This window comes from Acinetobacter sp. NEB149, from assembly GCF_012516415.1.
Lineage (GTDB): Bacteria > Pseudomonadota > Gammaproteobacteria > Pseudomonadales > Moraxellaceae > Acinetobacter > Acinetobacter lwoffii_V.
Window position 1 is genome coordinate 1,566,331 of the sequence record NZ_CP051208.1, and the last position, 19,091, is coordinate 1,585,421.

The 19,091-nt window shown below is 44.1% G+C and carries 13 protein-coding genes and 2 pseudogenes; 8 read left to right on the top strand and 7 right to left on the bottom strand.

The features are described 5' to 3' along the window. Positions 1-238 precede the first annotated feature (238 nt). The 3 genes from HGD77_RS07545 to HGD77_RS07555 all read left to right on the top strand — a co-directional run bounded on the left by HGD77_RS07545 (position 239) and on the right by HGD77_RS07555 (position 3,116). Entirely contained in the window at positions 239-1,288 is a 1,050-nt protein-coding gene (locus HGD77_RS07545; RefSeq protein WP_004729750.1) for a Rieske 2Fe-2S domain-containing protein, read from the top strand. A 249-nt stretch (positions 1,289-1,537) separates the two neighbouring features. Next, positions 1,538-2,842, top strand: coding sequence for a type II toxin-antitoxin system HipA family toxin (locus HGD77_RS07550; protein WP_168730773.1), 1,305 nt, complete (start codon positions 1,538-1,540; stop codon positions 2,840-2,842). Beyond that, entirely contained in the window at positions 2,835-3,116 is a 282-nt protein-coding gene (locus HGD77_RS07555; RefSeq protein ID WP_085064719.1) for a helix-turn-helix domain-containing protein, read from the top strand. Before HGD77_RS07550 ends, HGD77_RS07555 begins: the two co-directional genes overlap by 8 nt. A 204-nt stretch (positions 3,117-3,320) precedes the next feature. Here HGD77_RS07555 and HGD77_RS07560 read toward each other — a convergent pair whose 3' ends face one another. The 3 genes and pseudogenes from HGD77_RS07560 to HGD77_RS07570 all read right to left on the bottom strand — a co-directional run bounded on the left by HGD77_RS07560 (position 3,321) and on the right by HGD77_RS07570 (position 7,666). Continuing rightward, positions 3,321-4,769, bottom strand: coding sequence for an NAD-dependent succinate-semialdehyde dehydrogenase (locus HGD77_RS07560; RefSeq protein WP_085064718.1), 1,449 nt, complete (start codon positions 4,767-4,769; stop codon positions 3,321-3,323). A gap of 16 nt (positions 4,770-4,785) precedes the next feature. Next, complete coding sequence (gene gabT / locus HGD77_RS07565) at positions 4,786-6,048, bottom strand: 4-aminobutyrate--2-oxoglutarate transaminase (RefSeq protein WP_004646932.1); 1,263 nt, start codon at positions 6,046-6,048, stop codon at positions 4,786-4,788. A gap of 347 nt (positions 6,049-6,395) precedes the next feature. Further along, positions 6,396-7,666, bottom strand: a pseudogene (locus tag HGD77_RS07570) (Glu/Leu/Phe/Val family dehydrogenase). 328 nt (positions 7,667-7,994) lie between these two features. Between HGD77_RS07570 and HGD77_RS07575 the strand changes: the two are divergent. The 5 genes and pseudogenes from HGD77_RS07575 to HGD77_RS07595 all read left to right on the top strand — a co-directional run bounded on the left by HGD77_RS07575 (position 7,995) and on the right by HGD77_RS07595 (position 14,252). Continuing rightward, positions 7,995-9,497: a PLP-dependent aminotransferase family protein gene (locus HGD77_RS07575; protein WP_004646934.1), complete on the top strand. Its 1,503-nt coding sequence runs from the start codon at positions 7,995-7,997 to the stop codon at positions 9,495-9,497. Between the two features lie 417 nt (positions 9,498-9,914). Next, positions 9,915-11,285 (top strand): amino acid permease, encoded by a 1,371-nt coding sequence (locus HGD77_RS07580; protein ID WP_004729737.1) that lies wholly within the window; start codon positions 9,915-9,917, stop codon positions 11,283-11,285. 75 nt (positions 11,286-11,360) lie between these two features. Continuing rightward, positions 11,361-12,520 (top strand): annotated as a pseudogene (locus tag HGD77_RS07585) (IS3 family transposase). A 521-nt stretch (positions 12,521-13,041) separates the two neighbouring features. Then, positions 13,042-13,911: an SDR family oxidoreductase gene (locus tag HGD77_RS07590; RefSeq protein ID WP_004730928.1), complete on the top strand. Its 870-nt coding sequence runs from the start codon at positions 13,042-13,044 to the stop codon at positions 13,909-13,911. A gap of 170 nt (positions 13,912-14,081) precedes the next feature. Beyond that, a complete protein-coding gene (locus tag HGD77_RS07595) occupies positions 14,082-14,252 on the top strand; it encodes a hypothetical protein (RefSeq protein WP_004280276.1) in 171 nt (56 codons plus the stop codon). Between the two features lie 85 nt (positions 14,253-14,337). Here HGD77_RS07595 and HGD77_RS07600 read toward each other — a convergent pair whose 3' ends face one another. Genes HGD77_RS07600 through HGD77_RS07615 form a run of 4 tightly spaced genes read right to left on the bottom strand, consistent with a single transcriptional unit; the run spans position 14,338 to position 19,057 of the window. Continuing rightward, complete coding sequence (locus tag HGD77_RS07600) at positions 14,338-15,399, bottom strand: enoyl-CoA hydratase/isomerase family protein (RefSeq protein WP_129716697.1); 1,062 nt, start codon at positions 15,397-15,399, stop codon at positions 14,338-14,340. Positions 15,400-15,424: 25 nt separating this feature from the next. Next, entirely contained in the window at positions 15,425-16,198 is a 774-nt protein-coding gene (locus HGD77_RS07605; protein WP_004730933.1) for an enoyl-CoA hydratase, read from the bottom strand. Positions 16,199-16,220: 22 nt separating this feature from the next. Beyond that, positions 16,221-17,348, bottom strand: coding sequence for an acyl-CoA dehydrogenase family protein (locus HGD77_RS07610; protein WP_004730935.1), 1,128 nt, complete (start codon positions 17,346-17,348; stop codon positions 16,221-16,223). A gap of 59 nt (positions 17,349-17,407) precedes the next feature. Next, on the bottom strand, positions 17,408-19,057 hold the full coding sequence (locus HGD77_RS07615) for an AMP-binding protein (RefSeq protein WP_004730937.1): 1,650 nt from the start codon (positions 19,055-19,057) through the stop codon (positions 17,408-17,410). Positions 19,058-19,091: the final 34 nt, after the last annotated feature.

Sequence of the window (19,091 nt, forward strand, 5' to 3'; positions counted from 1 at the left end):
GAGCATTGAAACTGAGAGCACGCTTTTTAAAAAAATATTTTCAGCGAAATTTAAGCTTAGAAATATCCCATCTCAATATTTGCGTGGTTCAACATAAAAAACCTGGAAAGATGCTTATTTTGTTTTTAATCGCTGGTCAGTGTTCTGATTTACGCAATCCTATGTCCTGTTAATTGAAATTTCATAGAACACATTGCTGTTTTATAGTCCAGCTAAAGGTCATGACACAGAACCCATTATGAATACAAATATCGCCGCTTTTAGTCCCGACTTACCAGTCCATATGACATTCGAGGAACATGACTGGCATCTTTTGGCTCAGTACTGGTATCCGATTGCACTTGCGCGTGATATTACAGATCAGCCAACAAGTAGCATGCTGCTTGATATGCCTCTGGTGATTTATAAAATGAACGATGAACTGGTGGTGGCGAAAGATGCATGTCCGCATCGCGGTGTACCTTTAAGCTTGGGAAAAAATGACGGCCAAGGCGTGGTGTGTCGTTATCACGGTTTACGCTTTGGCAATGAAGGTAAATGCAACCGTATTCCTGCACATCCTCAGCATAAAATATCGGAACGTTTCCATTTGAAAACTTATGCTGCGGTAGAAAAGTATGGTCTGATCTGGTGTTCATTAAGCGCTACAAAAGATGCAGAACCTCATATTCCTAACATGCCTTTTTGGGATGATACTGAGTATCAGCAACTGGTCTGCCCTCAGATAGACATTCAATGTTTTGCAGGAAGACAGCTCGAAGGTTTTATTGATGTGGCTCATTTTGCCTGGGTGCATCCAGACACTTTTGGCGATCCGGAGGATGTAGAAGTTCCTGATTACAGTACGACAGAAACGGAGGTCGGTTTTAATGCAGATTATATCAGCAGTGTGGGACGTTATCCGATCGGAATCGAGCAGCGTGGCCAGGAAGATTTTAAATGGTTACGTCATTTTGAAGTGAGCCTACCCTTTACTGCAACACTTACGATTCATTTTCCAAATCATGCCAAGCAGGTCATCATGAATGCGGCTTCACCCATGACTGCGCGTTCAACACGACTTTTTGCACCTATTTGCCGCAATTATGATAAAGATTTACCGGTTGAAGATGCCTATGCCTTTAATATGAAAATTTTCGAGGAAGATCGTGTGATTGTAGAAAATCAGAAACCTGAATATTTACCTCTGGACTTATCTTTAGAAGCGCATTTTCCGGCAGATCGAAGCTCGAGTATGTACCGAAAATTACTACGTAAACGGGGATTTAGTCCTTTATTTGCTGCTTAAAAGTTCATTCAAGTGAAAAAGCGATTATAGGTAGTAAGGGTTAGAGATGCTCTGATATTTAAAAATCAATTGGGTTATATCGTGATTTCTATGAGGATACATCTTGTTATATAGCCTCATAAGCCTTGTATTCTGGTGAAGATAAGGCCTTTTAGAACGATAAAGAACTTTAAGAAGATAAAATTAGTTTTTTATTAGAATAGGTATATAATAAATAAAATCACTTTACTTTACTATTTTAATAAAATTATGGATCAATATTGCACACTGCAGATTTATCAGGAAGATGAATGGCTGGATTGCGCTATTGTTGAGATTGTCGGTCAACAACAAACTGGATGGCAAGCAGCCACGCGCACATCATATCTATTTGAATATGCTATTTCTTATATGGACCTAAGCGATGGGCATGCGCTAGCCTATCATTTACCAGTAAATGTGCAAAATACCTTGCAATCTACCTGGCCGGCCTTCCTGATGGATTTGTTACCTCAAGGTTATGGTCGTAAAGAATTACTCCGTCAGCTTAATTTTTCTGAAAATACTCAGGAACAAGCAGACTGGGCGCTTTTAAAAGCAGGTGCAGGTAATCCGATTGGTAATTTACGGATTAAAGAGGCTTATGAATGGCTACAGGGGCAGTTTCCTGTTCAGCAGAATCATGGCTTTAGCCTAGACCAAGTCGTAGAACGTCAAGAAAACTTTATTGAATCCTTAGCCTCTTATGGACTTTTTATTGCCGGCTCTTCTGGTATTCAGGGCGAGTGGCCAAAATTACTGCTGACTCAAGGTCATGATGACCTGTTCTATCTGGATCACACGCTGACAGATCATCAGGTCAAGCAGCATTGGCTGGTGAAATTCAGCCGTGGCAGCGATCAGAATTTAGATAAAATTTTGATGCACGAAGCCTTATATATGAAAATTGCCCAGTATCTGGGACTTCGTGTTCATCAGGAACTGGAGCTGCATGGCAAGACTTTATTCATTCCCCGATTCGACCGTAAAGTCATTGATGGGAAGGTTGAAAGAATCGCTCAGGAAAGTATTGCTTCTCTGGGAGGAAAAGCAGGTTTTGGGGTAAGAATGACCCATAACCAGATCTGTAGCCTGCTGATGCAATGCTGTACTGAACCAAAACAGGAAATCTTTGAATATTTGAAGCGTGATCTTGCCAATGTCGCTTTAGGTAATAAGGACAATCATACCCGTAATACAGCGATTCAACGTTTCAATAACGGAATCATTCAACTAACCCCATTATTTGACTTTGCGCCGATGTGGCTACATCCAGATGGTATTGCCCGAACTACGCGTTGGGAGCGAGATGATCATGGTGGTATGCCAATTTGGCATTCAGTGATTGAACAGATCGCTGAATGCACGCTCATCGATTCAGAAGAAATCAGAGCGGTGTTAATCGAGCAATTAGCACTTTATCAGGGATTACTCGAGCACATGCAACATCTGCAATTGGCACCTGAAATTCTGGAAAATAGCCAGTATCGAATTGATAATATTTGCCAACAATTGGAGGAGCTGAATCATGGATAAACGTTTTAAGCCCCTGACTCCGATTCAACAGATGCAAAAGAGATTATCTGTACTTGAAACCGTCAGTAACAATCCTGACTGGCCTTTTCATCAGGTTGCTCGCTTCATTCGTACCGAGTTGCACCTCACACTCAACGATATGGCTAAAATAACCAAGATTGCTCCCCAGACTCTACAGAAAATGGAGCAACCGGAAGCTAATCCAACACTCAAGTCTATGCAGAAATTACTGGATGCTTTTGGTTTAAAGTTAGAAATCAGGGTTAAATCCTGATAGAAATCTGATGCTTTAATTGATATTTAGGGGAATTTTAGAGAAGAAGAATGACTTAACAACTGAAAATATGCCCTCCTCCAATCTGTTTATTGAGTCCTTGCTCCATCGCAGGAATCCCGGTTTAAATTAAACACGGGATTCACTGGAGGCTGATATTTTCTCATCAGTTTTTTAATGAATAAGTTTACTTTTTAAACATCATTATGAAGAAATATCAACACAGAGATATTTCATTTCAAGGTATTCATCCATACCGAATTTAGACCCTTCACGGCCTAACCCTGATTGCTTGACTCCACCAAATGGCGCAACCTCATTAGAGATAGCTCCGGTATTGATTCCCACCATACCGTATTCTAAGGCTTCACCTACACGCCACTGACGTGCTGTACTTTGGGTAAATACATAGGTAGCCAGACCGAATTCTGTATCGTTCGCCATCTGAATTGCTTCTTCTTCAGTCTTGAAACGGAATAACGGCGCCAACGGTCCAAAAGTTTCTTCTTTTGCCACACGCATCTGCTGAGTAACTTCAGTCAGAAGCGTTGGCTCGAAGAATGTACCGCCCAGATTTGAGCGCTGTCCACCGGTTTTCACCTGTGCACCTTTGCTCACTGCGTCGGCAATATGTGACTGCACTTTTTCGATCGCAGCCTCATCAATTAATGGACCTTGGGTAGAAGCTTCATCACGGCCATCACCGACTTTCAGCTTGGCAACGGCAGCCACCAGTTTTTCTACCAGCGCATCATAAATGCCATCTTGTACATAAATCCGGTTCGCACAAACACAAGTCTGTCCACTATTACGGAATTTACTGGCCATGATGCCCTGTACCGCCTGTTCAAGATTGGCGTCATCAAAGACCAGAACCGGTGCATTGCCACCAAGTTCTAAGGACAGTTTTTTGATGGTCGGCGCACACTGCTGCATCAGGATACGGCCGACTTGAGTCGAACCGGTAAAGCTTAACTTTTTCACGGTTTCGCTTTCACATAAGACCTGACCCACTTCAACCGCATCACCACTGACATGCAGCAATACATCTTGTGGCAAACCTGCGCGCAAGGCCAAAACTTCAAGCGCATAGGCGGTTAAAGGCGTTTGTTCAGCCGGTTTAACCAGCATGGAACAGCCAGCAGCCAGAGCTGGCGCGGCTTTACGGGTAATCATCGCCGCCGGAAAATTCCACGGTGTAATGGCCGCTGTCACCCCAATCGCCTGCTTAATGACCAATAACCGTTGATGGGCAAGCGTTGGCGTCAACACGTCACCATCAATACGGCGTGCCTGCTCAGCAAACCAGCGGATAAAGGAAGCGGCATAACCAATTTCACCACGCGCCTCAGCCAGTGGCTTGCCCTGTTCAGCAGTCAGGATCTGAGCCAAGGACTCTTTATTTTCCTGCATCAGATCGAACCAGGCCCAAAGCACATCCGCACGTTCAAGAGCTGTCTTGGCTTTCCAGGCTTTCTGGGCTTGCTGAGAACGAACAATCAGCTGTTCTACAGACGCCCGGTCATGGGATTTTACCCAGGCCAAAGTGGCTTGGGTTGCTGCATCTTTGACTTCAATATATTCATCCGTGGCAGGCTGATCGAAGCTGATATCAGGATGCTGTAATAAATCTCTATATTGCGCTTGAAGCATGATCATTACTCTTTTATTAGGCTGCGACAGACAGTGCAAACCCTTGTTTCAAGATAGCCAATCCCGCACGGAACTGTTCTGCCGGAATCGTGAGCGGGTATAGGAAACGGATTACATTACCATAACGACCGCAGGTCAGGATTAACAGACCATTTTGCATGGCATGGTTTTGTACAGCTTTTGCCTGTTCCGCAGTTTCAAGCTCAACCGCCACCATTGAGCCCAGTGCACGAATATCTTTGACCATGCTAGATGACATTTTCAGTTCATGTAAAACATCAACCAGTTCTGCGCCTAGATCATTCGCTCTTTCACAAAGCCCTTCTTCTTCAATGATATCCAGTACCGCATGGGCAGCAGCAACAGCAACCGGGTTACCTGCATAAGTACCGCCCAATCCACCTGGATTTGGTGCATCCATGACTTCAGCACGACCCACAACGCCTGAGATCGGGAAACCGCCGCCCAGACTCTTTGCCATCGTAATCAGATCTGGCTTGGTTTCATAATAATCCATCGCAAACAGTTTACCTGTACGCGCAAAACCAGACTGTACTTCATCAGCAATCAGTAAAATGCCGTTTTGATCGCATAGGACACGCAAGCGTTTCAGGAATTCTGCAGGCACCACATTAAAACCGCCTTCACCTTGTACCGGTTCAAGCACAATTGCTGCTACGTCATGCGCAGCAATATCTTCTGCGAAAATATCTTCGATGCTTTGCATTGCATCATCAACACTAATGCCTTTGGATTCCACCGGATAACGGGCATGGAAAACACCACCAGGCATCACTCCAAAGTCGCGTTTATAAGGTGCAGTTTTACCAGTCATGGCCATCGTCATAAATGAGCGGCCGTGAAAACCATTGCCAAAAGTGACAATGCCATGACGGCCAGTATGGGCACGGGCAATTTTAACTGCATTTTCGACAGCTTCAGCACCAGTCGAAAAGAATGAGGTTTTTGCAGCACCTTGGATGGGAGCGCGTGCATTGATACGTTCTGCCAGAGCAACGTAACTCTCGTATGGTACAACCTGATAAGCCGTATGGGTAAATTTGGTTAATTGTTCAGTGACCGCAGCAATAATTTTAGGGTGACGATGGCCAGTATTCAGTACGGCGATCCCGCCCGCAAAGTCGATATATTGATTGCCTTCTGCATCCCAAATGGTCGAGTTTTCTGCTTTCTCTGCGTACCATTGACACATGACCCCAACACCACGTGGTGTTGCCTGCTGTTTACGTGCATTCAGTGCTGAGTGTTTACTGTCCATTTTGTATCCTCATTCTTGATTCATACGTTGTAAATTTTGCTATCCGGATCTTGGGATAGAAATTTGCCAAAGACTGGCTGATATGGTTCATTTTGCGCATTTATACGTATGAGACGAGAGCCACTTTGCAGCAGATCGAAGGAGCCAATTGGTCTAGTTGAAATTAGTAAAAGAGTCAAAATATAAAATTATTTTATTTATAAACAAGTATTTATGTTTTTAATAAAAATTGGCTCCTTTTTAAATAAAGAAGCCAATTTAAAAATCCATTGCAAAAATTTAGGATAGGTCATCATGGATTAAATCCATTCATTTTTATGGATTAATCCATCTTGTAAAAACTTCGCTTAACCCGGATAGATGCCGCGTTCCTGACGCGCCATTAAAATCCGCTCACAGGCCAGAATATAAGCGGCTGTACGCAAAGAACATCCGGCCTGGACTGATTTTTGCCATACATCCTGTACCGCATTTTTCATGCTGGCATCCATACGCTGATTAATCTCTTCCTCGGTCCAGAAATAACTGGCCAAATCCTGAACCCATTCAAAATAGCTGACCGTCACGCCACCCGCATTGCAGATTACATCTGGCACCACGGTAATATGACGCTCACTCAGAATTTCATCCGATTCAGTCAAAGTGGGACCATTGGCACCTTCCAGAATCATTTTGGTCTGAATATTTTGCGCGACCTGAGTATTAATCACACCTTCCAGCGCTGCCGGAATAAAGACTTCGGCAGGAATGGTCCAGAAAGCTGATGCAGAAATTTCATCACTGGTAGAAAATCCCTGAATTTTATGGTGGGCATTTGAGTATTCAAGCAGCTTTTTAATATCAATCCCCTCTTTCTGATACAGGGTGGCAGAATGGTCCTGAACACAGATCACTTTGCTGCCATTTTCCTGGAAAAGCAGCGCAGCTTCACTGCCCACATTACCGAAACCCTGTACACAAACCCGAGCATTTTTTAAATCCAGACCGATTTGCTGGGCAACTTCACGACCGCTAATAAATACGCCGCGACCTGTAGCTTTACTGCGGCCTAAAGACCCCCTAAATGAACCGGCTTTCCGGTCACTACACCAGTAATCGTAGAACCCGCATTCATGGAAAACGTATCCATCATCCAGGCCATGATTTGCGGATTGGTTCCAACATCCGGCGCCGGAATATCTTTTTGCGGTCCAATAATTAAATTGATTTCTGCCGTATAACGTCGGGTCAAGCGTTCCAGTTCGCGCTTGGAAAGCTGGCTCGGATCAACTCGCACACCGCCTTTGGCACCGCCAAAAGGTAAATTTAGAGCAGCACATTTGATCGTCATCCAGGCCGACAGAGCCATCACCTCATCTAAATTGACATCTGGATGAAAACGCACGCCGCCTTTGCCTGGACCGCGAGTTAAATTGTGCTGAACACGATAGCCTTCAAAATGCTGAACCGTACCATCATCCATGATGACCGGAACATCGACAATCAAACTGCGCTTTGGGCGTCGCAGCATGTCCAATCGTTCACTCAGCTCACCCAGATAAGGCGCTACTTTATCCAGTTGCTTAAGATAATTGTTCCAGGCCGTTGTACCTTGCTCGGTATAGGTCAATCCTTTCATCATCATGTTCATTCTATGATCCTTTTGTTATATGCAGTCGTATGTCCTGGCGGCTGCAACACATCTCTATTCGGCTGTTATGGCAATCATTGCTTGATTCAGGTCTTAGTTCAGCGAGCTCCAAACAAAATCAGTGTCTAGATTTTCCGCTTTAGTTTTAATCGGTATCTGTGTATATTGCCTGCCCGCCTGTATGCTCGCATTCAAGCCGCAGGTACATGATCAAAACCCATACAAGACACTTTACAATGACTGCCTGATCAGACTATTTTGCACCTAGCAATACCGCTCTCACGAGAGCCATTTCAAATTTGTAGGAGAGAGCCAATTGCGTAGCTTGCTTGGAGATTATTTACTGCAGCGATTGCAGCAAGATGTCACAGGAACATTACAGATGCGCCTGTTCCGCTGCTTGCGTAACGCGATTATTGATAGCGTATTGGCTCCCAAAACCCGCTTGCCTGCATCACGTGATCTGGCTAAAGAGATTCAGGTATCACGTAATACGGTGTTAAATGCCTATGAACAATTACAGGCACAGGGTTATGTTGATGCCCGTACCGGTCAAGGTACCTGGGTAGTAGAGAAATTACCCGAATCCTTTTTGGTGAAGGCAGAACAGAATTCTCCTGCCGTTGCAGAAAAAAAAGCACAGCAAAATTATAATCTGTCGCAACGCGGTTCTTACTTGCTCGGCTATTCCGCGGCTTCGCCTTATCAATGGGGAGCCTTTGTACCGGGCGCACCCGATGTAACCGAATTTCCGCATCATATTTTCAGCAAAATCCAAACGCGTTTGAGCCGTGAACCTCAAGTTAACAACCTGATTTACAGCAATGCCGGTGGCTCCCTAGAACTGCGTCAGGAGCTGGCAGAATATCTGAAAATTGCCCGTTCAGTGCAGTGCGATGCTGATCAGATCATTATTACCGAAGGCACCCATCAGGCGATTGATTTGGTCTCGCGTACTTTAAGCGACATAGGCGATGAGGTCTGGATCGAAGATCCAGCCTATTGGGGCGCGCGTAATATTTTACGAATTAATGGCGTCAATCTACGTTCCTTACCGGTGGATCAGGAAGGGATTATTCCCGATCTGCATCCCAAGAAACCACCTAAACTGATTTTTGTGACGCCGTCGCATCAGTATCCTTTGGGCTCACATTTAAGTTTAGAACGGCGCAAACAGTTAATTGCACTGGCACGCCAGCACAATAGCTGGATTGTTGAAGATGATTATGACAGCGAGTTCAGGTTCTCGGGCCAGCCCTATCCTTCTTTACAAGGTTTAGAGCCGGATTCTCCGGTGATTTATATGGGGACGTTCAGTAAGACGATTTATCCGGCCCTGCGTATTGGCTATTTAGTGGTACCAAAACAGCTCTTTTCTTCATTGCGAATTGTAGCTTCGGAACTTTATCGTGGTGGTCACTTAATCGATCAGCAAACACTGGCTGAATTTATCCGTGAAGGACATTATGAAGCGCATATCCGACGGATGCGTTTATTGTATGGCAAACGCCACGCTTTTTTAATTGACCTGATTCGCCGACATTTAGGTGAAGATTTTCTGCATGAATACAATACCGCCGCCGGTTTGCATCTGATTTTAAAATTGCCCAGCAGCAGTGATGATGTCTTGATTGCATCCAAAGCGCTTGAACTGGGAATCAAGGTCAGAGCCTTATCGCAATACTATACCAAACATTATTCCACCCGGCAGAAAGGATTATTACTGGGCTTTGCCTGTGTGAGTGAACAGGAAATTCTGGTGGCTTTCGGGATATTGTTAAAGTGCTTGCGCGAGCATGGGATCCGCACTTTAACTTAGTAAAAACTCAGGGATCAATACAATTATATTTTTAAAATCAAAAAGCTTTTAATTTATTTTTAAAGGGAACGTAAACCTGCTTTTAGCCTGATATTTTAGGTAGGCTTTATTTTTCTGTAAATATGGCCTGCTTATATTTTTTATCTCTTAAGCCAATTGGCTCCTTTTAATTGCTCAAAAATGGCTCTCGTCACTTTACAACAAAAAAGAGAAATTAACCGCATACATGAACAGCATGTAACCGTACTTTAATCAAAGTGTGATCCTGTCTATAGGGTTACAAGGATTCATTTTATTAAGATTAACTTAATATTGGTCAAGCACTGATGAATTCGGTTACAGTTTCAAAGGATAAGATAGCGTAAGCCAAATAAGGAATTTTATTGCCGCTACGCTATTGATATTAAGGGAAATTATATGGCAGAACATCAACATTTCTCCAATTCCGAATCATCAAACGGCTTAAAAAACGGACTTAAATCACGCCATCTCACCATGATTTCAATTGCCGGTGTCATTGGTGGAGCACTCTTTGTCGGCTCCGGTAATGTCATCTATTCTGCAGGGCCGGCTGCACTCATTGCCTATACTCTAGGTGGAATATTAGTTTTACTCATCATGCGTATGCTGGGAGAAATGGCGGTACTGAATCCCGACAGTGGTTCATTTTCAACCTATGCGGATCGTGGAATCGGGCGCTGGGCTGGATTTTCTATCGGCTGGTTATACTGGTCTTTCTGGACGTTGCTCATGGGCTGGGAAGCCTTTGTTGCCGGGAAAATCCTAAATAGCTGGTTTCCATTTATCCCGATCTGGGGCTATATGCTTCTGGTCACTGTAGCACTGGTCTGGATTAATCTCCGTGACGTAAAAAACTTTGGTGAATTCGAGTTCTGGTTTGCCCTGATCAAAGTTATTGCCATTGTACTGTTTCTGGTGTTTGGTAGTTTGGCCGTGATGCACCTGTGGCCTTGGGGCGATGCCTCTATGCTCGGTGGTACAACTCATCTAACCGCTCAAGGCTTTATGCCTAATGGGTTTTCATCGGTGATCACGGCCTTATTGGGTGTAATGTTTGCTTATATGGGAGCAGAGATTGTCACCGTAGCAGCAGCTGAAACCAAAGATCCAGCCAAGGAAATTCGTAAGGCCGCTAATTCAATTGTATGGCGTATCATTTTATTCTATGTCGGTTCAATGTTGATTACGGTTTGCCTGATTCCACACAATAATCCTTTATTGAAAGATCCGACCTGGGGTACGTATAGCGTAGCGCTTACTGCACTCGGTATTCCAGAAGCACGCCATATTGTTAATTTTGTCTTGCTCACCTCGGTATGTAGCTGCTTTAACTCCGCACTTTATACCTGTTCACGCATGGTCTATTCCCTCTCGAAACGTGGAGATGCCCCAAAGAGTTTCGGTTTAACCAACCGCAATAACAGCCCATGGGTAGGTGTCATCTTTTCAAGCCTGTTTTCTTTCGTGGCGATTTATCTGACTGCCACCGAAAGTATGAATATTTATGATGTCTTGATGTTAGCGACTGGTACCGTATCTTTATATGTCTATCTTGCTATTGCCATTTCTCAGCTTAAGTTACGTAAAAAACTGGAAGCTGAAGGACAAAATATTCCATTCAAGATGTGGTTATTCCCATGGCTCACTTATCTGGTCATTATCTTTATTGTCGGCGCTTTAATTACCATGATTATTGAAGGAACCTATTTTAAAGAAGTGGTTTATACCAGTGTGCTTGCATTATTTATTGTGGGCTTAGGCATCTGAGAGGTGGATCAGGAAATTTGAACAACACCTATAAGTGATATTTTGCTCCCCAAATGATGTTATAAACATCAATATATGGAGTATTTTATGACACGTAGACCAAGAAGAAATCATTCAAATGACTTTAAAGCTAAGGTAGCACTTGCTGCGATTAAAGCAGAAAAAACACTTGCTGAATTGAGTGCTGAATTTGATGTTCATCAAAACCAAATTATTGACTGGAAAAATCAATTGATTTCGGCTTCCTCGCAAGCCTTCGATCAATCAAAAGCTCCAGCAGAACCACCCATTGATCTAAAAAAACTACATGCAAAAATCGGTGAGCAGGCATTAGAAATTGATTTTTTAGAAGGTGTGTTGAAGAAACTGGGCCGCTTCAACCACAAAAGTTAATCGACGACTCACTTCAGATTTCAGTATCTAAGCAAGCTAAGCTACTGAAAGTCTCCCGTGGTTGTTATTACTATCGCCCAAAACCTGTGAGTGCATCAGATCTGAAGCTGATGCGCTGTATTGATGAATTACATATGCAATACCCTTTTGCAGGTAGCCGTATGATGCGTGATTTATTGAACCGTCAAGGACATCATATAGGACGACGTCATACACGTACTTTAATGAAAAAAATGGGCATTAATGCGTTATATCGTAAACCAAATCTAAGTCAGGCCAATCAAGCTCACCGTAAATATCCATATCTGCTCAAAGGATTGAATATTCAACGGAGTAATCAAGTGTGGGCAACGGATATAACATATATCCCTATGGCAAAAGGCTTTGTCTACTTATGTGCTGTGATTGATTGGTACAGCCGTAAGGTGCTTGCCCATAGCGTATCGATTAGTATGGAGGTTGCATTTTGTATAGAAACATTAAATGAAGCTATTGAAAAATATGGTCGACCTGAAATCTTTAATACAGACCAAGGCAGTCAATTTACCAGTGATGCGTTTATTGAAGTGTTAAAATCAAATGACATCCAAATCAGCATGGACGGTAATCTTGCGCAGCATCGCTGCTCATAGGTCGATAATGTGATGATTGAACGATTATGGCGGAGCGTTAAATATGAGGAGGTTTATCTCAAAGCCTACAGCAATGTTTTGGATGCGAAGAAGCAATTAAACGCATATTTTGAATTTTATAATTTGAAACGACCTCATTCGAGTCTGGACAAAATGACTCCAGATGAGTTTTACTATGACCAGCTACCACAACAAAATAAGGTAGCTTAACTAGAGCAGAATATCACTTATAAATAAGCTTTTAGTTGTTCAAACAAGTGGGACCACCTCTTCTGTGCACAAAAGTTTAACTGGGGTAAAGCCTCAGCCAAAAAGGAAAAGGCAGCACAGGCCAGAATTAATTTAAGTGATAATCTTTAATTTATTTCTATAGAAATTTTTTAAACACATCAGAATGAATAAATAAATGGAGAGTTAAAAAACTCTCCATTTATTTTATATACAAGCCCAGTAAAAAAGGCCTATGTATGTCTAGATTTTAAATCTCCGTTGATACCTCACCTTTCCTAATCAAATTTCACCTTTCAAGACCACCTCAGCTATCAAAGTGTAGCCAGAAGCTGTTTCATCAGCTTTTTCTGTTCTGGTTGCTCAACCTGATCCGTTTCAACGAATAATTGATAAATCTCGAATACATTCTGTTATGAAATGTTGAGTCCAGCCTCATTTTGCCTAAAAGCTTCTAATATATTTTTTCTTATATGGCCACAATCATTGGAATTGGAAAAGATATGAATCATTATCCTGAAACCCCAGCTTCAACTGAAACACAAGACCATCAACCGGGTGTGCAAACCAAAATGGACCCTGCACCGGAAATTATTAAACCGCATTATAAAGGCAGTGAAAAATTAAAAGGCAAAGTTGCCTTGATTACTGGTGGTGATAGCGGAATTGGCCGTTCTGTATCGGTCTTATTTGCTCGCGAAGGTGCCGATATTGCCATTTGCTATTTGGATGAAGATCAGGATGCACGGGACACCAAAAAAATGGTGGAAGATGAAGGCCGCCGTTGTCTGCTGATTCAATGTGATTTACAAGATCAAGATGAAATCAAGAAAATGGTGGAGCAGACCCTTCAGGAATTTAAAACGATTAATATTCTGGTCAATAATGCCGGGGTTCAGTATCCGCAAGAAAGTATTAGCGATATCTCGCCCGAGCAATTACTTAAAACATTTAATGTGAATATTTTGTCGATGTTCCACCTGACTCAGGCGGTGATTCCGCATATGCAAGAAGGTGACAGCATTATCAATACCACCAGTATTACCAGTTATCACGGACATGATCAGCTGATTGACTATGCGAGTACAAAAGGTGCCATCACGACATTTACCCGAAGCCTTTCCACCAATTTATTGAAAAATAAAACCGGCATTCGTGTCAATGGGGTCGCGCCAGGTCCCATCTGGACACCATTGATTCCGAGCAGCTTTGATGAAGAACAGCTTAAAGATTTTGGTAAAAGTACCCCAATGGGCCGCATGGGCCAGCCAAGTGAAGTAGCACCGGCGTATTTATTTCTGGCCAGTGAAGAAGCCAGTTATATTTCAGGTCAGGTGATTCATGTGAATGGCGGCAGTATTATTAATGGCTAATCAGGCAGAGAAGATAGCGGTTCTAGCTGACCGTTATCTTCACCTATTTAATCTTTAGATTTTCATATTTAAAAAAATGGTTTTTATAAAATGATTCCAACAAATACTTACCCTTGTAAAAATAAGCCCTTGTTATAGTAATTTCAGCCCAACCTGATGAGGATATTAAGATGCCTAGAGGTGACAAATCAGCCTATACCGATAAGCAGAAACGGCAGGCCGAACATATTGAAGAAAGCGAAAAAGAACGTGGTCATTCTGAGGAAGAAGCCGAACGTATTGCCTGGTCAACGGTCAATAAACAAGATGGGGGCGGCAAGAAAAAGAAAACGTCTCATTAAGCAAAATTCATATTCATGACGCTATAATAGGACACATCTAAAGACTCTCTATAATTAAATTATAGAGAGTCTTTTAGCATCAGCTTTAAGTAATATTTTCGATACGCTGCTGAGTCCAGACCGGCCAGATCTGTTGCAAAGTCTTTTCAAATTTTGCATTCTCTGTTCGCCATTGTGGATTTTTGTCTTTATCGATAATCAGCGCACGAACGCCTTCAATAAAGTCGCCCTGCTCTAACCAGACATCCTGCAAGTCCCGTTCTAGCTGCATACATTTTTCCAGCGACAAATTCTGTCCGGCTTGCTGTAACTTCAGGCTGGTCTGTTTTGCCATGACCGGACGCTGCTGCAAAATGGTCCGCATTTTATTGGCCCATTCCTGATCAGTTGCGTTACTTGTATGAGCAAGACTCTGTTCAATTTCCTCAAGGTGTTGATAGCCAAAATGCTGATTAATCAGATCTGCACGTTTTTGCAGCTCGCTTTCTACCGGATGCGTAATATAGGAACTAATGATCTTTTGAATCTCAATCGGGTTTAATACCGGTGCTGCAATCAATGCTGCTTCTAATTCAGCAAAACGCTCACTCGGCACATGATAATCCACCAGATCCAGATACAGCGCATCACTGCTACTGATTTGCTCACCAGTCAATGCCATATAGACACCGACTTCATCCAGTCGGGACAGAAAATGGGTAGCACCGACATCGGGGAAAAAACCAATCGCAGTTTCTGGCATGGCAAAACGTGATTTTTCACTCGTAACTTTGATATGACAGGCTTGAGCCAATCCAAAGCCTCCGCCCAGTACATAGCCATCCATCATCACGATCACGGCCTTTGGAAAATTACGCAAGGTGCTCAGCATCTTATATTCAGTGGCAAAAAAATCCTGATATTGGGTATTGCCGGCCTGATAGCTGTCATACAGATAGCGGATATCTCCTCCGGCACAGAACGCCTTGGGACTGTTGGAATTGATCAGAACCGCTTGTACCTGTGGTTCATGCAGCCACTGATCGAGTTGCGCCTGAATGCCCTGAATCATCGCCAGGGTTAAGGCATTTAAATGGCTGGTGCGGTCCAGGCTGATAATGCCCAGCCCCCCTGCGACCCGAATCGCTAAATTATTTTCATCACTCATTCTTTTTGTTCCTATTATGAATTTCTTATTGATGGGTAAATTTGGCTGGGCGTTTTTCCACAAAGGCCTGCATGCCTTCCTTTTGATCGGAACCGGCAAAAATCGAATGGAAAACCCGGCGTTCAAAGCGCAGGCCTTCAGCCAGGCTCACTTCAAAGGCCCGATTAATTGATTCTTTAATCATCATCACGGCAGTAAGCGACTTTTCAGCAATTTTCTCGGCAGCTTGCAGGGTTTGTTCCAGCAATTCTTCCTTCGCAAAAACCCGAGCGACCAAACCACTTTGTTCCGCTTCCTGCGCCCCCATCTGCCGTGCAGTCAGGCACATTTCCATGGCTTTGGCCTTACCAATCGCCAAGGTTAAACGCTGGGTCCCGCCAATGCCGGGCAACACGCCTAAGGTAACTTCAGGCAAACCAAATTTTGCATTATCAGCGCAGTAAATAAAGTCGCACATCAATGCCAGCTCGCAACCACCACCCAAGGCATAGCCGCTCACTGCGGCAATTAAAGGTTTACGGCGCTGCGCAATCCGGTCGGCCAGACTAAAAAAATCGTCCAGATAAATTTGCGGAAAATTCAGATCTGCCATTTCTTTAATATCGGCACCAGCAGCAAAAGCTTTTTCCGAACCGGTAATCACGATACAACCAATTTCGGGGTCTTTTTCCAGCTGATCAAGAGCCTGATTGACCTCGACAATCAGCTGGTTATTCAGTGCATTTAACACCTGAGGACGGTTTAAGGTAATCAGTCCAACACCGTTACGTTGTTCGAGTAAAATGGTTTGCCATTGCATGATAAAAATCCTTTTTAATTCCTTATAAACTGCGTGCAATCACCAGACGCTGAATATCGCTGGTGCCTTCATAGATCTGACAAATCCGCGCATCCCGATAGATGCGTTCAATCGGAAAATCTTTCAGATAGCCATAGCCACCAAAAATTTGTAGCGCCTTGGAACACACGCGTTCGGCCATTTCCGAAGCAAATAGTTTGGCCATGGAGGCTTCAGTCAAACAGCTTTCGCCAGCTTCCTTTTTACGTGCAGCAAAATGAACCAGTTGGCGTGCTGCTTCAATTTCAGTCGCCATACTGGCCAGCCTGAACGAAATCGCCTGCTGTTCAAAAATCGGTTTGCCAAAAGCCACGCGATCATGCGCATAGGCCGTTGCTTCTTCTAAAGCGGCACGTGCCAAACCAACGGCTTGTGCGGCAATACCGATCCGCCCGCCTTCCAGATTGGCCAAGGCAATTTTTAAACCTTCGCCTTCGGCACCGAGTCTTAAACTTTCATGAATGCGGACATCGGTTAAGGCAATCTGACAGGTATCCGAAGCATGCAGGCCGAGTTTTTCTTCCACCCGAATCACTTCATAGCCAGGTGTGTCGCGCGGCACTAAAAATGCACTCATGCCTTTTTTGCCCGCGCCTGGATCAGTCACGGCAAACACAATAATCATCCCGGCATTGTGGCCAGAAGTAATAAACTGTTTCGCGCCATTGATGATGTAATGATCGCCGTCCTTGACCGCCCGGGTTTTAATCGCGGCAGCATCCGATCCGGTATGTGGTTCGGTTAAGGCAAAGGCACCAATCATTTCACCTTGGGCCAAAGGCTTTAGAAATTGCTGCTTTTGCTGTTCCGTGCCGAACTTGAAAATCGGCACACAACCCACCGAGTTATGTACGCTCATAATCGCGGATGTTGCACCATCGGCCGCAGCGACTTCTTCCAAGGCCAGAACATAAGCCAGCGTACCTGTGCCCGAGCCGCCCCATTCTTCCGGAATCAGCATGCCTAAAAAACCCAGCTCTCCCATTTGGGCCAAGGCATCTTTGGGAAAGATGCCTTTTTGATCCCACTCGCTGGCAAAGGGTTTAATCTGTTCCTGGGCGAAGCTTTTGGCCATATCCTGAATCAGGTGTTGTTCTTCCGTTAATTGCATCGATGCTTCCTTCAATCTCTTTATTTAATCTTCTTATTCAATCTGTTGGCTTTATGAGCTTATGCAGTTTTGGATTGCTGCTTGTTGATTTCCTGATTGCGCAGTAAAAAGCGTTGAATTTTACCGCTTGGGGTTTTCGGCAATTCGGTCACAAATTCAATCAGACGCGGATAGGCATGCGCAGATAAACGCTTTTTCACAAATTGACCCAGCTCTTCCTGCAGCTCGGCAGTTGCAGGAGAATGACCAGCCAGAATCACAAAGGCTTTAATGATTTCGGTCCGCTCGGGATCCGGTACGCCAATCACCGCCGCTTCAATCACTGCATCGTGTTCCAGCAAGGCACTTTCCACATCAAACGGCCCCACCCGATAGCCCGAGGTAGTAATGACATCATCACTACGTCCCACAAAACTCATACTGCCATCGGCATGAATTTCCGCGGTATCTCCGGTTAAGTAGTAATGGCCGACAAAAGGCGATTTGCGGCTTTCTTCATAGCCCGAAAACCACATCATTGGGGATTGGCTGATATCCACCGCCAGAATGCCCGGAACGTCCGCAGGGAGCTCATGACCCTGTTCATCGACAACGGCAATCCGGTAACCCGGGCTGGCAAAACCTGCTGAACCTGAACGCACCGGATGCTCCAGCGCATGATGGTTACACACCACCATACCGACTTCGGTCTGGCCATAATGGTCATAAATCGGCACATCTAGCACCTCTTTAAACCAGCGGATCACTTCCGGATTTAACGGTTCTCCCGCACTGCTGACAACACGTAACTTACCGCGTAGTTTTGCCATTTGAGCAGGATCGGCCGCCATCATCATGCGATAAGCAGTCGGTGCACCGGCCAGATTGGTAATGCCATATTCCTTAACAATTTCGCAGACACTTTCTGCATTAAAACCGCCTTCATAAAATAAGGTCGAGTGTCCAAGCATTAAAGGACCAGTAATCGCGTAATACAAACCGTAGGCCCAGCCGGGATCAGCAATATTCCAGAAAGCATCTTCAGGAGTTAGACCAATGGCATTTTGCATATAGCTTGCAAAAGCAATCAGCGCTTTTAAAGGGACTTTAAGAGGTTTCGCTGGTCCAGTAGTACCGGAGGTAAACATCAATAAAAATGGATCATCGACATTCAGGATTTCCAGCTCACAAGCTTCAGCCTGACGGTTTAATACCGTCCAGAAGCTGAGGTCGTGCGGATAGCGCTCTGCCTCAGTTTCGGCATGTACCGTCACAATCGGTGGACAGTTGCTGATCTCGGATAATTTGTCCCGATTCGCCAGATCAGTCACCACCAGCTTGCTTTGCGCCAGCTGAATACGATGCTCGATGGCTTTGGGACCAAAGGCCGTAAATAAGGGTTGATAGACAGCACCAATCCGCCAGGTTGCCAAAATAGTAATGATCAACTCGGGAGTACGTGGTAATAATCCGGAAACGCGGTCGCCTTTACCAATGCCTTGAGACTTTAAAAAGTTGGCAAACTGGCTGGAATATTTTTTGAGTTCGGCAAAACTATATTGTTCTTTTCTGCCATCTTTACCATGCCAGTATAAGGCAATGGCATCGGAATCGGCATGACGGTCACAGCATTCATAACAGGCATTTACTGCCTGCATTGAACCGGAGAGATACTGACTTGCAACCGCATCTAAATCAAAGTTTTGAACTGTTGTTTGATAATTTAACATGTTAAACCTCAGCCTGAATTTATCGTTATTACTG

Coding starts and splice junctions, on each gene's coding strand:
- HGD77_RS07615 (WP_004730937.1), bottom strand. CDS start 19,057: ATGTTAAATTATCAAACAACAGTTCAAAACTTTGATTTAGATGCGGTT.
- HGD77_RS07610 (WP_004730935.1), bottom strand. CDS start 17,348: ATGCAATTAACGGAAGAACAACACCTGATTCAGGATATGGCCAAAAGC.
- HGD77_RS07590 (WP_004730928.1), top strand. CDS start 13,042: ATGAATCATTATCCTGAAACCCCAGCTTCAACTGAAACACAAGACCAT.
- HGD77_RS07600 (WP_129716697.1), bottom strand. CDS start 15,399: ATGAGTGATGAAAATAATTTAGCGATTCGGGTCGCAGGGGGGCTGGGC.
- gabT (WP_004646932.1), bottom strand. CDS start 6,048: ATGGACAGTAAACACTCAGCACTGAATGCACGTAAACAGCAGGCAACA.
- HGD77_RS07545 (WP_004729750.1), top strand. CDS start 239: ATGAATACAAATATCGCCGCTTTTAGTCCCGACTTACCAGTCCATATG.
- HGD77_RS07605 (WP_004730933.1), bottom strand. CDS start 16,198: ATGCAATGGCAAACCATTTTACTCGAACAACGTAACGGTGTTGGACTG.
- HGD77_RS07580 (WP_004729737.1), top strand. CDS start 9,915: ATGGCAGAACATCAACATTTCTCCAATTCCGAATCATCAAACGGCTTA.
- HGD77_RS07550 (WP_168730773.1), top strand. CDS start 1,538: ATGGATCAATATTGCACACTGCAGATTTATCAGGAAGATGAATGGCTG.
- HGD77_RS07595 (WP_004280276.1), top strand. CDS start 14,082: ATGCCTAGAGGTGACAAATCAGCCTATACCGATAAGCAGAAACGGCAG.
- HGD77_RS07560 (WP_085064718.1), bottom strand. CDS start 4,769: ATGCTTCAAGCGCAATATAGAGATTTATTACAGCATCCTGATATCAGC.
- HGD77_RS07555 (WP_085064719.1), top strand. CDS start 2,835: ATGGATAAACGTTTTAAGCCCCTGACTCCGATTCAACAGATGCAAAAG.